A 13,602-nucleotide genomic window follows, 5' to 3' on the forward strand; every position below is an offset into this window, starting at 1 on the left:
TTAGTCGTCTGCGGAGGTGGGTTCGGTGGTGAGACCGGGGACGCCCTCGACCCCCATCGAGGAGAGTTCCCGTTTCAAGTCCTGTTCGTCGTCGACGTTCTGTGAGAGCTCCATCGCCTGCGCGAAGTTCTTCACCAACCCACAGTTCGGTCCCTCCGGCGTCTCGGATGGACAGATGCGACCCCACTGGGTCGCGTGCAGGTCGCGCGCCTCGAAGTGCGGCTGCGACCGGCTGAGCGGACTGCGAAGCCGCCGCAAGTGCGAGAGAACGCCCATGTGGTCGGTGCGGTCCACGAGCTGGCTCACGCCACTGCGGCCGCCAACCCAGTTCCCCGTCGCGATGGGGTGTTCGAGGCGTTCCGTGAGCACGTCCGACCGCACGACCGTGTTCACGGTGAGCTGCCGGTTCCGCATGTTCGCGCGTTCGAGCTGGTACTTCACGTCCCGCGACAGCTTGTTCAGCGCGGTGCGGAACAGGTCACGCATCAGGTCGCCGCTGACCTTCAGGCGCTTGTTCGCGTAGTGGTCCTTGTCGTCGGACTCGCGGCGGTCGAGCGCGAGTTCGAAACACGCCTCCGCCATCCGACAGAGATAGAACGCCTTGTTCATCCGCGTCTCCTCCTCCTCGATACCCTCCTCGTGGAGGTGCGGGAGCAGGTAGCGGTCGATGACGTAGTTCGCACGCTTCAACTGGTAGTTCTTGCCCTGGCCGGACGCGACGCGCTTCCCGAGCGTCTCGATGGCTTCTTCCTGGGTCTGAACGTCCGCTTCCTCCAGGTTTTCGAGCATGAACTTCACAATCTCGGGGTCGTCGCTGACGCGGTGGACGATCTCCTCGTCGGATTCGAGGCCGAGCGCGCGAACAAGCGTGACGAAATCGATAGAACCGGAAACGGAGGGGAAAGAGACTTCGAGAAGGCCGGAGCGGTTGCGCTCACACAGTACGAGCGCTCGATATCCTCGTCGCTGACTGAACGTCTTCGCGACCTGAATCTCGTCGCCGTACTTCGTGTCGTACTCCGCGAGAATCTTGTTCGGCGCGAGGTCCTCGGACGTCATCAGCACGCGCTCGGACCCGTTCACGATGAAGTACCCACCGGGGTCTTCGGGGTCCTCGCCGATATCGATGAGTTCCTCCTCGCTGAAGTCGGAGATATTGCACTTATCGGACCCGACCATGATGGGCATCCGACCCACCTTCGTCTCGGTCGTGTCCAAGAGCTCCTCCGGCTCCTCCTCGCCGCCGCGCTTGATGGACATCTCCATGAACACGGGCGCCGAGTACGTGATGTTCCGCAACCGCGCCTCCTGCGGATAGAGCAGTTCCTCGGACCCGTCCGCCTCACGCACGCGCGGCGTCAGAATGCGAACGTCACCGAGTTCCACCCACACCGGCTCCTCCTCTTCCTTGTCGCCGATGTCCGTGTCGATCGTCTCCTTCTCGTCAACGACCTCCTGCATTCCGCGCTTCAAGAAGGCGTTGAACGAGCGATAGTGATGTTCTGCGAGTCGTTCCTTCGAGAAATACGCCTTCGAGAGCGTGCGTTTGTTGTCGAGTTCCATCAATCGATCACCAGTCGGTACACAATCGCTGTGTCAGTCGTTCGGGAATCCCGCGTGATCTTCACGACGTCACCCGCGCTCGCGTCGTCCGGGAGCGCCGGGTCCTTGCGCTTGATCTTCGGGAGGTCGGTACGTTCGATATCATACTCCTCGAGAACGGACTCCACCGCGTCCTCCTCGAGAAGCTCATGCTCGGGTACGAGTTCGTGGTTAGTTACGTCATCTACCATGGGAACACCTGCCTGGGGGGAGAAGTGGCTCTCACGAGATACTACAGGCACGTACACGCGAAACCTACTTAACCCTTGCCAAAACAACACGCCATGCACCCGAATACCGGACGAGACGCCCTCACACGCCACTCCCGATTGGAAACCCTTATCTGTAACACCCGGCTACGAATGAGTGCAGGGAGCCCGGGTGGTGTAGTGGCCCATCATACGACCCTGTCACGGTCGTGACGCGGGTTCAAATCCCGCCTCGGGCGCTTTCCTTTCGACGCTAATTTTCGACAGCTTCGGTGCTATCCACGCAGAAGATATGTAGTCGATACTCCTGGTCGTGGTATGGTGAACACGAAAGAGACAGGCGACGTAACGGAGACTCGTCTCCTCCACGAGCTGGTGGCAGCCGGGTACAGCGTCTCGGTTCCGTTCGGCGACAACGACCCGTACGACCTCGTCGTCGATACGGGTGACGAGTTCGTGCGCGTGCAATGTAAGACCGGCTGGCTGGAGGATGGTCGAATCCGGTTCAAGACCGCGAGTAAAACCACGGAGAACGGGAAGGCGACGACAACCGACTACGACGGGAAGATTGACGCGTTCATGGTTCGCTGTAAGGACACCGAGTCAGTGTACTGGGTCCCCGTGGAGGACGCCGGACGGAAGAACACGTACCTCCGTGTCGAGGACGCCGATATCGACCATCCGTCGATTAATTGGGCGTCGGGGTTCGAGTTTTCGGGGGTTATCGGGTGAAGTGGTCTTCGAGGTTGTAGTCGGTTTTGGTGGCGACGTAGAGGGCGTCGTCGAGGAGTGCGGCGAGCTCGGGGAGGATGCGGAGGAGGGCGAGGGTGATGAGGACGAGGGCGACGACGGAGAGGCTTTGGGCGAGGATTTTGTCGGCGAAGAGGTAGGAGACGCGGGGGTCGCTCTGGAGGGGGGCGTAGAGGAGGGTGATGAGGGGGCGCGTCCACTGGAACCATTGGTTGCCGAATGCGATGGCGATGAAGCTGACGCGGATGACGTTGAGTGCGTAGATGAGGGGGACGACGAGGGCGATGCCGGTGAGGCGGCGGCGGATGGGGGCGGTGGTGGCGGCGATGAGGCCGCTGACGATGGCGATGCTGCCGATGCCGCTGCAGGCGAGGAGGATGTTGGTGGTGATTGTGTGGCCGTCGTGGATGAAGACGACGGCGCTGGGGTAGGGGTCGGTGATGAATTGGGGGTTGTAGCCGACGAGGGTGATGAGGGCGTACGTGCTCTCGGCGGTGATGGTGATGGCGGCTTCGGTGAGTGCGGGGATGGTTTGGAATGGGAGGTAGATGATGCCCATGACGGCGATGGCGCGGGAGAGGCGGACGAGGGTGGGGCGGTCGGTGAGGACGAGGTAGGCGGCGTAGAGGCTGAGGGGGACGGCGAGGGCGGAGAGGACGCCTTCGATGAAGCTGTTCTGGGTGAAGAGGAAGTGGTCGATGAGGAGCGCCCAGAAGACGGCGAAGACGGTCCAGGCGGCGGCTGCGGCGACCCGGGCGGGGTGTTCGTCGTCGCGGGTTGCGAGGAGGGCGCTGAGGGCGAAGGCGGAGACGACGACCCACGCGAGGGTGTTCGTGAGGGCGAGCGACATTGGCCGTGAGTTCGTGGTTCTCGGGGATAGGCGTGACGGTCAGGTGACGGTGCGGCTGCGGCCGCCGTGCGGTGCGTCGCGTTCGCGGACAGTGAGGTCGTGCGCCGTCTCGCCGGCATCGTCGACGACGAGGGCGTCGCCGGGATTACGCGGGAGCGCGTCGGCGAGCGCGGCCGGGAGGTAAGTAGGGATGGCGGTTTCGAGGGCGTCGATGTCGTCGCGGGCGGTGAGGCGGTGGGCGACGAGGAGGTCGGCCTGCGAGACCGCTTCCGGTGGAAGTGCGCCGGGGCGTTGGGTGGCGAGAACGGTGCTGATGCCGGGTTTGCGGCCGCGTGTGAGGAGGCGGCGGAGACCGGGCCAGACGGCGGTGTCGGTGACGGCGTGCGCTTCGTCGAGGAGAATCCAGGGGAGCACGTCGAGTCGGCCTGTGATGGCCGCGTCGTAGACGGTGTCGGTGACGGCGCGGGTGACGGCGGCGAGCGCTGGCCGGGGGAGGCCGGCGCAGTCGAGAACGGTGACGCGGTCGAGGTCGAGAACCTCGGTTCGTTGCTCACCGAAGACGTTCCAGGAGTCGGCGAGCGCGAGGGCGTTCCGGGCGGCGCGGCCGGCGGTCGTGTCGTGAGCGGCGAGGAAGTCCCGCATGGCGTCGAGTGTTTTAGCCTCTGCAGCGGCCTGCCAGAGGAGTGCGCCGGCCGGAGTATGCGACGGAATGGAAAGTACGTCGCACCACGCGCGCGGCGGGAGCGCGCCAGCGGGAATCCGCGGTCGGGTGACGGTTGCGGGGACGGCGTCCGGGAGCGTGGTGAACGCCCGCATCGGATCGACGACGACGGCGGTGACGCCGTCGGTGCGGGCGAGCGCTTCCGCGAGCACGCCGAGCGTGTACGTTTTTCCACTGCCGCGTTTCCCGACGACGAGCGCGGCGTGCGGGCCGTTCGCGTCGACGCCGACCCGAACGCCGTGGCTGCCGTCGGGGGCGCGGAACCGGCCGAGCGGGAGGACCGGCCCGTCAGTGTCGCTGGAGCGACCGAGGACGTGCATCACCCGGACTGGGTTCGGCTGCCGGTTTGAATGCTCGGACGAGCGTTCAAGTGCGAAGCCGCAGCCACACCGGGGTATGTTCCACGAACTGCGGCGGGACGAGCGCGCGATAGAGGGGCTGCCGGTGCGGTTGCTCATCGCGTTCGTCGTCGGCGTGGCGACGCTCGGTGTACTCCTGCAGACGGTGTCCGGCGTGGGGACGCTCGCAACGACCGAACTCGACGTGAAGCCGACCCCGGACGTAGTCGGTCCTGACGAGCAGTCGCTGGCGCTCTCTGTGGTGGACGCGTCGGGGAACGGCGTCGCTGGCGCGACGGTTCTGGTGAAGGCGGGGACGGCGCGGCTGGACGGGACGGTGGTCGCACGCACGAACGAAACAGGCGTAGCGATGGTGACCGTTGATCCGGCGCTCGGTGCGAATCAAGCGGACGGCACTCTCACGGTGACAGTGAAACCGCCTGCTGGCGGCGAGTACGTGGACCGCCGTGGGAACACGCGAATCCTGGTCGTCCGGGGGTACGGAGGTTAGCGGGCGTCCCAGTCGATCCAGTCCTGCTCCCAGCCGTGACGGCGCTCATTGACCTTCGCGGCGCGCTCGCGGTCCTCGCGGACGGTTCGGTTGCGGACGGGCGCGCTCGCCTGCTCGCCCTCGACGAGCAATGGCGCGAACTCGATGTCGCCGTAGTCGCGCTGTTCGTCGTTCTCGACGGCGACGAGTCGCTGGCGCTGCGTGCCCTCGGGGTAGACGAGTCGGCCGCCGTCCGCGAGCTGCGCGCGGAGCGCTCGCGGCGGCCGAACGGCGGCCGCTTCGACGAGAATGCGGTCGTAGGGCGCGTACGCGGGCAGTCCGTCCGCGCCGTTCGCGCAGTCCACGAGCACGTCGCCGTAGCCGGCGTCCGCGAGCGTTCCGCGGGCGTCGTAGACGAGTCGTCGGTCAATGTCGACCGCGTGGACGTGCTGCGCGCCGATGATTTCCGCGAGCAGCGCGGCCGTGTACCCCACGCCCACGCCGACGACGAGCGTGTCGCTCCCGGGTTCGGGCTGGAGGGCTTCGACGAGTCGGGCGGCCGTGGAGGGTGCGAGAACGCGCGTCCCCCGGTGTTCGAACTCGCGGTCGGCGTACGCGCGGTGACCGCCGTCCTCGACGAACTCGTGGCGGGGGACGGTGCGCATCGCGTCCGCGACCGCGGGGTCGTGGACGACGTCCTTCGTGTCGTGTTCGAGACTCGTCACCATGTGGTCCCGAACCGCCGCGTACTCCATACGAATGGGTTGGCGTGAGCGACCTTCAATCGTTCGCGGGGCGGTCGGCGGCGACGGCCTGCGAGCGCGTGCCGGGCACGTCGGAGACCCGGGGGTGTTCGAAGCCCGCGGCCGCGAACCACTCGCCGAAGTCGGCTTCGGCGTACGCGTCCCCGCCGTCGGTGCGTGCAAGCATCTCGGCGGCGAGCAGTCCGGGGTGCTCCGCGTGGTTGCGGAGTCGGTCGACGTGCACGACAGTACCACCTGATGCGACGGCGTCGTAGAGCGCGTCCAGGAGTCGTTCGTTGGCGTCCGGGGAGAGCGTGCGTGCGGTGTTCGCGCAGAACACGAGGTCGTACGTGCCGTCCACGCCGTCGATCGGGTCGGTCGCCTGCAGGGTAACGGGTTCGTGTTCGAGGAGCGGTTCGTCCACCTCGATGACCTCGTCGGTGTCGGCGAGCGTCACGTCGTAGCCGCGGCGAGCGAACTCCCGGGAGAAGGTGCCGGCACCGCCGTACGCGTCGAGCACGCTGTCCGCGTCGGGGTGTTCGTGGACGGCGGCGGTGACGGCGGCGCGCACGTCACCCTCGTCGAGCGCGGCCATCGCGCCGAGGCGGTTCCGGGTGGCGTCGGGACTCGGCGTGGGTCGGTCGCCGGTCCGCATCGTCTCGGGGAGCGCAATCCAGTCGTCGAGCGTGTCGAGTTCGTGCGGGAGCGAGCCGACGGAGCGGAGGTCGGTCTTCGAGAGGAAGCCGAGCATGCGGTTCGTGGGTTCGAACCCCTCGTCGGTCCGGTGAAGGAATCCGAGGTCGCAGAGCGTCTCGACGCCGATGCTGGCTGCGCGTTCGGTGACGCCGGTCTCCTCGGCGACGGCGTCGACGGTGTCGGCGTCAGTGACGACGGCGTCGAGGACGCCCGTTTCGCGGACGGCGCGGAGGAACAGGAGTTCCCGGTAATCCATACGGGAGAATCGTCGCGGGCCGGGATAAAATCACTCGCTGTCGCCCTGCATGCGGACGAACCGGACGCCGGAGAGGAACTCGCGGTCGAGCGTTTCCCCGGTCTTCTCGCCGTAGACGAGCGTCTGGCTCACGTCGCCGACCGGTGCGAGCACGCGACCGCCGTCGCGGAGTTGGTCGATAACCGCGGTCGGAATCGAGCGAGTGGCGCAGGTGAGATAGGCGGCGTCGTAGGGCGCGTGCTCGGGCCAACCGTCGTGGCCGTCGCCGCGTCGGACCGAGATATCGCCGTAGCCCGTGTCGGCGAGGTTCTCGCGGGCGGTGTCGGCGAGCGATTCGAGGTATTCGACGCTGTAGACGTGTTTGGCGCCGACGAGTTCGGCGATGACGGCGGCGTGGTAGCCACAGCCGGTGCCGATTTCGAGGACGTGTTCGCCCTCGCGGAGGTCGAGGCGGTCGCACATCGCGGCAACGATGTGGGGCGCGCTAATAGTTTGGCCGTCCCCGATGGGGAGCGGGCGGTCGGCGTACGCGTCCTCGCGCTGGCCCTCGGGTACGAACTGGTGGCGTGGAACAGAGCGAAGCGCGTCGAGAACGTGCTCGGAGAAGTCGTGTCTGCGGGCGAGGTCGTCGACGAGGCGGTCGCGGGCGGCCGCGGGGTTCATGCTACCAGGCGGACCAAGCGGTGGACGTCTCGTCGTAGCCGTACACGCGCTTGATGTCCTTCGCCATCGCCACGTCGCCGTCGTGACCGATCTTCTGGAAGTCGTAGCGTTCGATGGCGTCCTGGCGGACGTGGATGCCCGTGATGGAGAACGCCTCCTCGCCGAACTCGTGGGTTTCGCCGACGGTGAACTCGTAATCGCCCGGAACGTGGAGCGTGATGCTGCGCGTCTGGTCGTGCGCGCCGTCCTGCGGATGGAGGGTCACGTCGACCTCGACGTTGTCCACGGCGCGCGTCCAGAACGTCTCCACGTCCTCGGCGTCCGCGCGGACCGCGCGCGTCTCGTCGTCCGTCTGGAGGTCCGTGATGCGGACCTGCATGATTGCTTCCTCGGTCTCGACGATGAACTCCTCGCCCGTCTCCACGGTCTCGTCCGCCGGCACCTCCACCGTCGTGGTGAAAGACTCGCCGCCCTGGGAGACGACGACGTCTCGCTCTATCGTCCGCTCGGACTCCAAGGGCTTCTTGTGGACGTGCCCGCAGTCCGTGCACTTCACCGTCGCCGTCCCGCCGCCCGTCGTGAGGACCTCGTGTTCCGTTTCGAGGTCCGGTGAACACGACGGACACGGAATGCCGACGCGCTGCTGTTGGCTCATATCGACTCCGAGGGCGTGGAGCCGTAAAAATCCGCGGAGTTAGTCGTCCGCGCGCGGAAGCGTGACCGCGTCCCCGCTCGCGGTGTTCACCGCTCGCCGTTCGGAAGCGTGATCGCTTCCCCGTCCGCGTACACCGTAGGGTTCTCGATGATGCCGTCGAGGTGGAGCGGGGCGTCGGTGTCGCCGCCGATGCCGGCGTCGTCGCCGATGGCGATGTGGACCGTGCCCGCGGCCTTCTCGTCGAGGAGGACGCTCCCGACGAGGTCGGTGACGGCAACGTTCGTGCCGATGCCGAGTTCCGCGAGGTTGCGCGCGGCCTTGCCGACTTCCTCCTCGGCCGCCTCGACCTGCTCGCGCACGTCGTCGTCGGAGATGTGGGTGACGTAGCCGTCCTCGACCTCGAACGTGAGTTCCTGTCCCTCGTCGAGTTTGCCGTGGGGCATCATCGTGCCGTCCACGACGTACGTGCCGTTCGCGGTCTCGGGGCTGACGAACACCTCGCCCGCGGGGAGGTTCGAGAACTCGCCCGCCTCGTGGACGATGCCCGTGTCCTGCAGCCAGTCTCGCGCGCCCGGTTCGAACGTGATGTCCGTCCCGGCGGGCGTCGTCACCCGGATTTCGTCGGCGTCACCGACCTGACTCAGCACGTCCGCGCAGTGCCGGCGAATCAGGGTGTAGTCCGCGTCCAAGCCGGTGGTGAACACGTCCTCCGTGATGCCGGGGAGGGTCGCGCCGCGAGCGCCCGCCTCGTTCGCGCGGGAGCGAGCGCGAGTGTGCGAGAGCGACTTCGTCGTCGGTGCGAGGAACACGTCGCTCTCACGCATCGCGGCCGCGACCGGTGCGGGCGGTTCCGCGCCGTGCTGGTCGCCCGGCGGATACCGGAGTATCGTCGCGTCGTCGGTGACGTCGCTGGCGGCGGCGTAGAGCGCCTCCCCGATGCGTTCGCGTTTGTCGTCGGTGACGACGACGCACGTCTCACCGGGTTCGACGCCGAGGCACTGGACGACCGCGGTCTCCGCGGCCTCTTCGAGCGTGCTCATAGCGGGGGTTTCGTGGGAAGGACGTTATGCGTTGTCTTCTCTCGAAACGGTTATCCGGCGTCCGTGGGGAGTGAGCAGTATGATTCGCGTCGGTATCAACGGCTACGGAACCATCGGGAAGCGCGTGGCGGACGCGGTCCGCGACCAGCCGGACATGGAGGTCGTCGGCGTCGCGAAGACGCGACCGAACTTCGAGGCGGAGCGCGCGGTGGCGCGCGGCTACGACCTCTACGCAGCCATCGAGGACCGCGCGAGCCAGTTCGCGGACGCCGGCATCGAGACCGCCGGCCTGGTGGACGAACTCGTCGCGTCGAGCGACGTGATGGTGGACGCGACGCCGTCGGGTATCGGCGCGCAGAACAAGGAACTGTACGAGGAGTACGACACGCCCGCGCTCTACCAGGGCGGTGAAGACGCCGACGTGGCGGACGTGAGCTTCAACGCCCGCGGGAACTTCGCGGACGCCCGGGACGCCGACCACGTCCGTGTCGTCTCCTGCAACACAACAGGACTCAGCCGGCTGCTCGCGCCGCTCCAAGAGGAGTACGGCGTCGAGAAGGCGCGCGTCACGCTGGTGCGGCGCGGCGGCGACCCCGGACAGACGAGTCGCGGCCCCATCGACGACATCCTCCCGAACCCCATCACGCTCCCCTCGCATCACGGCCCGGACGTGAACACCATCTTCCCCGACCTCGACATCGACACGCTCGGCCTGAAGGTGCCCGCGACCCTGATGCACATGCACTCCGTGAACGTCACGCTCGACGCCGAACCGAGCGCGGACGACGTGCGCGACCTCCTCGAGGACGAGTCCCGCATCTTCTGCATCCCGCCCGAGTTCGACATCGACGGCACGGGCAAACTCAAGGAGTACGCGAAGGACCTCGGCCGGCCGCGCGGCGACGTCTGGGAGAACGGCCTCTGGAGCGAGTCCGTCACGATGGAGGGCCGCGACCTCTACCTGTTCCAGGCCATCCACCAGGAGTCCGACGTCGTCCCGGAGAACGTCGACGCCATCCGCGCGGTCACCGACTCGATGGACGCCGCGGAGAGCATCGAGACGACGAACGACGCGCTCGGCATCTAGACCCCCCGAAACCTTATCCCCGGGCCGGCGCTAGGGCGGAGTATGCGCCGCGACGACCGAGACGACCCGTTCGACGACTTCTTCGACGAGATAGAGCGGATGATGAACGACATGCGCGGCGGGATGGACGAGTCCGGGTTCGGGACGGACACGCACGTCACCGTCTACGAGGAGGACGGCGAGGTGCGCGTGGTCGCGGACCTCCCCGGCGTCGAGAAGGACGACATCGACCTGAAGTGCGACGGCGAAGTCCTCACCATCAGCGCGGCGACGGACGCTCGCGAGTACGACGAACGCATCGACCTTCCCGCTCGCGTTGACGAGCACTCGGCGAGCGCGACCTACAACAACGGCGTGCTCGAAGTGTCGTTCGACCGCCTCGAGGACTCCGCGGACATCAGCGTCGAGTAGCCCGCACCAGTTCGGCGAACCGGTCGTAAAAGCCGTCTTCGTACTTCGTTTCCGCATCTATCGTCGGTCGCGCGTTCGTCTCGTTCACCAGCGCCCGCGACCCGGTGTCCAGTACGTCCACGCCGAGAATCGGGATGTCGAGGACATCCGCGGTGTCCTCGGCAATCGACTTCACGCGCTCGGGCGGGTCGGTTCCGGTGGCGTCCGCGCCGCGGTGGACGTTGTGTTTCCAGCCGGAGCCGCGGCGTTCGACCGCGCCCGCGTACTCGCCGTCGAGCACCATCACGCGGTAATCGGTGGCGTCCGGAACGTACTCCTGAACGAGGTAGGACTTGTCGTCGGTCGCGGGGAAGTCGTGAATCAGGTCGAGGTAGTCCGTCACGCCCAGCGCGGAGTCCGCGTCGCCGAGCTTGGTGACGCCGACGCCACGGGTAGCGGAGTTCGGTTTCACGACCACCGGATAATCGAAGCCGGCGAGCGCGTCGAGTACGTCGTCCTCGTTCACGGGATTCGAGACGAGCACCGTGTCGGGGACCGAAACGCCGGCGCGTTCGAGGCGAGCGAGCACGCCGGCCTTGTTCCGCGACCGCAACACCGTCTCGCGGTCGTTCACCCACGGCACGTCGAGCAACGCGTCGAGCACGCCGCCCTCCATGAGGCGACCCGGGTAGACCAAGCCGACGTCGAACTCGTCGGGCGAGAAGGGAGGATCGGAGAGGGAGAGCGTTCGCTTCCGGTAGGGAACGTAGGACGCCGAGATACCGCGGTCGGCGAGCGGGCCTCGAATCCGGTCGAGGGTCTCCGCGTCGGTCGCGACCGCGAGGGAGAGCACTAGTCGAGCTGCGTGATGAGTTCCTCGCCGCGCTCCACCGAAATCTTGCACGGCGGCGTGATCTTGTTGTACGCGCGGCGGAAGGCCTCCTTGACGACAGCGGCTTCCTCGGGCTGACACCAGGCCGTGAAGATGCGGTCGCCGGGGTAGATTCGGGCGGCCGTGCCGACGGGCACGCCGAACGCCTGACGCATCCCGTCGGAGACACGGTCCGCGCCCGCGCCGGTCGCCTGCTTGTTCTCGCGGAGGATCTGGTGCGGGAACTTGCGGAGGATCATCTTGTAGTTCCCCTCGCCGAGTTCCTTGATGAGGTAGCGGTTCGCGGAGAGGCGCGCGGCCTCCATCGAACCGTGCCGAATCTGGCACTCTTCCTCGGTCTCGAGGCTAATCTGGACGGGGTAGTCCTCCGGTTCGGACTGGAGGTCTCCCATCTTGAACTGTGCGATCTTCGAACCCGGAATGCCCGTGACGTAGTCGCGACGCGTGTACGAGGGCTTATCGATGGTCCGGTACATGGAAGCCGGATTGTCAGCCATGGTTACTACAGGCGTGTTCGGTCAGCGCGCCCATAAACCCATCCTTTTGCGCCGACCGGAGTACCGGCCAGGATTCCCCGTATCGGTTCGTTTTACCCCGCGGCGCGGGAGACTGAGGTATGGCCGAATTCCGCACGCACGACGAACTGGTGGACGCGGTGGCGGCCGCCGACTTCGACCGGCCGCCCGCCATCGTCGCGAACGCACACATCACCGGACTCGGCGTGGCGCGCGCGCTCGCCGCCCACGACGTGCCCGTCATCGCCGTGGACCGCGTCGGAGACGGCGCCGCGCCCACGTCGGACGCAGTGGACTTCGCGGGCCGCGTCACCTACCCGCTCAACGACCTCGACGGGTTCCGCGAGGACGTGGAAGCCATCGCCGACGCCGCCGGCCGCGACCTCGTGGCCTTCGGCTGTATGGACGAGTGGGTGCACGCGTTCGCGGACGCGGACCCCGACGGCGTCCGCCTGCCGTTCGCCGCCGACCGTGTCGACGCCGTGCTCGATAAGAGTTCGCTCTACCGCATCGCGGACGACCTCGACGTCCCCTACCCCGAGACCCGATGGTTGGACGAGACGAGCGTCGCGGACGCTATCGACGACCTCGGCCTCCCGCTCGTGGTGAAGCCCGCGCTCAAGCGCGAGTTCGAGGAGGCGGTCGGAACGAACGTCGTGGAAGTCGCGACGGAAGAGGAGTTCCGGGACGTGGTCGACCTCGCCGACGAGGAAGGCATCGAAGTTCTCGCACAGGAGAAAGTGGAGAAGGCGACGGGCGAGGACGCGAGCCTCGCGTCCTACGTCCCGCCGTCGGGCACCGAGGACGCTCTCGGCATCGTCGGGAACGCGCGAGTTCGGAAGCCGCTCGGGTACGGCACGTCGTGCGTCGTTCAGCGCACGGCGAACGACGCGCTCCGCGAGCGCGCGCTCGGCGTGCTCGACGAAACCGACTACTACGGCATCAGCGAGAGCGAGTTCGTGTACGACGAACAGCGCGACGAGTACGTCCTGCTCGACATCAACACCCGGCCGTGGAAGTGGATCGGGCTTCCCGTACAGGCCGGCGCGAACCTCCCGATGGCCGCCTACGCCGACGCCACCGACACCGACTACGAATCCGACGACCTCCGGGACGCGACCTGGGTGTTCCTCCCCGACTACCTCGAACTCCTCGCCACCGACCAGACCTTCGTCGACGTTCTCCAAGCGAGCGACTGGACGAGCTTCCTCTCGGGCGACTTCGTCACCAGAGGCGACCTCACCGCCGGCGTCTACCGCCCCGACGACCCCGACCCCGCCTACCAAATACTCAGAAATACTCTCGGCATGCAGGACTACTACTGCGCCTGCTGACCCACCTTTTTACTCTGCGGGTCGCGCGAAGCGCGACCGCTTGAGTAAAAACCTGGAGGGAAAAAGGCTCGCTCGCTCCGCGAGCGAGTGAATCGCGGCGCGTTGCGCCGCGAATGCTTCTCCGCCACTCCATGACTGTCGTCTCAGCAGCCGTTCTGTCGCGACTGCCTGCGCGAGGGTTCAAATACGAAGACGCGGCCAGCGGTCGGTATGTCCTGATAAGGTATCGCGCGAGGTCCGGTTCGGAGGCGGTGACGAGCCTCGCGCGGCGGCGGTGTCATCCGAACGCCATTCTTGCCGGTGTCGGTGACTGCAGAGAGAAGACACCACGCAAACTCGCCGGTGTCCGTCGCTATTAGGCGGTCGCGGCC

At 66.8% G+C, this 13,602-nt stretch carries 16 protein-coding genes and 1 tRNA gene; 6 read left to right on the forward strand and 11 right to left on the reverse strand.

The window, feature by feature from the left end:
* A complete protein-coding gene (locus ACOZ4O_RS06530) occupies positions 1-1,563 on the reverse strand; it encodes a DNA-directed RNA polymerase subunit B'' (protein ID WP_424524506.1) in 1,563 nt (520 codons plus the stop codon).
* Positions 1,563-1,793, reverse strand: a complete 231-nt coding sequence (locus tag ACOZ4O_RS06535; RefSeq protein ID WP_424524507.1) for a DNA-directed RNA polymerase subunit H — start codon at positions 1,791-1,793, stop codon at positions 1,563-1,565. The genes ACOZ4O_RS06530 and ACOZ4O_RS06535 overlap by 1 nt, the downstream gene beginning before the upstream one ends.
* A 184-nt stretch (positions 1,794-1,977) precedes the next feature.
* Here ACOZ4O_RS06535 and ACOZ4O_RS06540 point away from each other — a divergent pair.
* Positions 1,978-2,050: transfer RNA gene (locus ACOZ4O_RS06540), tRNA-Asp, on the forward strand.
* Positions 2,051-2,129: 79 nt separating this feature from the next.
* The gene (locus ACOZ4O_RS06545; RefSeq protein ID WP_424524508.1) at positions 2,130-2,543 is read left to right on the forward strand and encodes a group I intron-associated PD-(D/E)XK endonuclease; all 414 of its coding nucleotides are present in this window, start codon (positions 2,130-2,132) and stop codon (positions 2,541-2,543) included.
* Here ACOZ4O_RS06545 and artA read toward each other — a convergent pair.
* Both artA and ACOZ4O_RS06555 read right to left on the reverse strand, forming a co-directional pair.
* Positions 2,533-3,411, reverse strand: coding sequence for an archaeosortase A (gene artA, locus ACOZ4O_RS06550; RefSeq protein ID WP_424524509.1), 879 nt, complete (start codon positions 3,409-3,411; stop codon positions 2,533-2,535). The genes ACOZ4O_RS06545 and artA overlap by 11 nt on opposite strands.
* A 39-nt stretch (positions 3,412-3,450) precedes the next feature.
* A complete protein-coding gene (locus tag ACOZ4O_RS06555) occupies positions 3,451-4,452 on the reverse strand; it encodes an ATP-binding protein (protein ID WP_424524510.1) in 1,002 nt (333 codons plus the stop codon).
* Positions 4,453-4,528: 76 nt separating this feature from the next.
* On the opposite strand from ACOZ4O_RS06555, the gene ACOZ4O_RS06560 reads away from it, so the two are divergent.
* A complete protein-coding gene (locus ACOZ4O_RS06560; RefSeq protein ID WP_424524511.1) occupies positions 4,529-4,981 on the forward strand; it encodes a DUF7382 domain-containing protein in 453 nt (150 codons plus the stop codon).
* Here the strand turns inward: ACOZ4O_RS06560 and ACOZ4O_RS06565 are convergent.
* The 5 genes from ACOZ4O_RS06565 to ACOZ4O_RS06585 all read right to left on the reverse strand — a co-directional run bounded on the left by ACOZ4O_RS06565 (position 4,978) and on the right by ACOZ4O_RS06585 (position 9,013).
* The gene (locus ACOZ4O_RS06565) at positions 4,978-5,715 is read right to left on the reverse strand and encodes a protein-L-isoaspartate O-methyltransferase family protein (protein ID WP_424524512.1); all 738 of its coding nucleotides are present in this window, start codon (positions 5,713-5,715) and stop codon (positions 4,978-4,980) included. The two genes, ACOZ4O_RS06560 and ACOZ4O_RS06565, sit on opposite strands and share 4 nt — an antisense overlap.
* A 25-nt stretch (positions 5,716-5,740) precedes the next feature.
* Positions 5,741-6,655: a class I SAM-dependent methyltransferase gene (locus tag ACOZ4O_RS06570; RefSeq protein WP_424524513.1), complete on the reverse strand. Its 915-nt coding sequence runs from the start codon at positions 6,653-6,655 to the stop codon at positions 5,741-5,743.
* Positions 6,656-6,685: 30 nt separating this feature from the next.
* Positions 6,686-7,318 carry a protein-L-isoaspartate(D-aspartate) O-methyltransferase gene (locus tag ACOZ4O_RS06575; RefSeq protein WP_424524514.1) on the reverse strand — a complete coding sequence of 211 codons (633 nt, stop codon included), beginning with the start codon at positions 7,316-7,318 and terminating at the stop codon, positions 6,686-6,688.
* 1 nt (position 7,319) lies between these two features.
* Positions 7,320-7,973 carry an HVO_0476 family zinc finger protein gene (locus ACOZ4O_RS06580; protein ID WP_424524515.1) on the reverse strand — a complete coding sequence of 218 codons (654 nt, stop codon included), beginning with the start codon at positions 7,971-7,973 and terminating at the stop codon, positions 7,320-7,322.
* Positions 7,974-8,059: 86 nt separating this feature from the next.
* Complete coding sequence (locus ACOZ4O_RS06585) at positions 8,060-9,013, reverse strand: aminopeptidase (RefSeq protein ID WP_424524516.1); 954 nt, start codon at positions 9,011-9,013, stop codon at positions 8,060-8,062.
* Between the two features lie 79 nt (positions 9,014-9,092).
* On the opposite strand from ACOZ4O_RS06585, the gene ACOZ4O_RS06590 reads away from it, so the two are divergent.
* Both ACOZ4O_RS06590 and ACOZ4O_RS06595 read left to right on the forward strand, forming a co-directional pair.
* Positions 9,093-10,100, forward strand: coding sequence for a type II glyceraldehyde-3-phosphate dehydrogenase (locus tag ACOZ4O_RS06590; protein WP_424524517.1), 1,008 nt, complete (start codon positions 9,093-9,095; stop codon positions 10,098-10,100).
* Between the two features lie 42 nt (positions 10,101-10,142).
* Entirely contained in the window at positions 10,143-10,511 is a 369-nt protein-coding gene (locus ACOZ4O_RS06595) for an Hsp20/alpha crystallin family protein (protein WP_424524518.1), read from the forward strand.
* Here the strand turns inward: ACOZ4O_RS06595 and ACOZ4O_RS06600 are convergent.
* Both ACOZ4O_RS06600 and ACOZ4O_RS06605 read right to left on the reverse strand, forming a co-directional pair.
* Positions 10,498-11,343, reverse strand: coding sequence for an ATP-grasp domain-containing protein (locus ACOZ4O_RS06600; RefSeq protein ID WP_424524519.1), 846 nt, complete (start codon positions 11,341-11,343; stop codon positions 10,498-10,500). The two genes, ACOZ4O_RS06595 and ACOZ4O_RS06600, sit on opposite strands and share 14 nt — an antisense overlap.
* Positions 11,343-11,879 carry a 50S ribosomal protein L16 gene (locus tag ACOZ4O_RS06605; protein ID WP_424524520.1) on the reverse strand — a complete coding sequence of 179 codons (537 nt, stop codon included), beginning with the start codon at positions 11,877-11,879 and terminating at the stop codon, positions 11,343-11,345. Before ACOZ4O_RS06605 ends, ACOZ4O_RS06600 begins: the two co-directional genes overlap by 1 nt.
* Before the next feature lie 119 nt (positions 11,880-11,998).
* Here ACOZ4O_RS06605 and ACOZ4O_RS06610 point away from each other — a divergent pair, with 119 nt between their 5' ends.
* A complete protein-coding gene (locus ACOZ4O_RS06610; RefSeq protein ID WP_424524521.1) occupies positions 11,999-13,231 on the forward strand; it encodes a carboxylate--amine ligase in 1,233 nt (410 codons plus the stop codon).
* The last annotated feature ends 371 nt before the right edge of the window (positions 13,232-13,602 follow it).

The organism is Salarchaeum japonicum, assembly GCF_049705945.1.
Lineage (GTDB): Archaea > Halobacteriota > Halobacteria > Halobacteriales > Halobacteriaceae > Salarchaeum > Salarchaeum japonicum_A.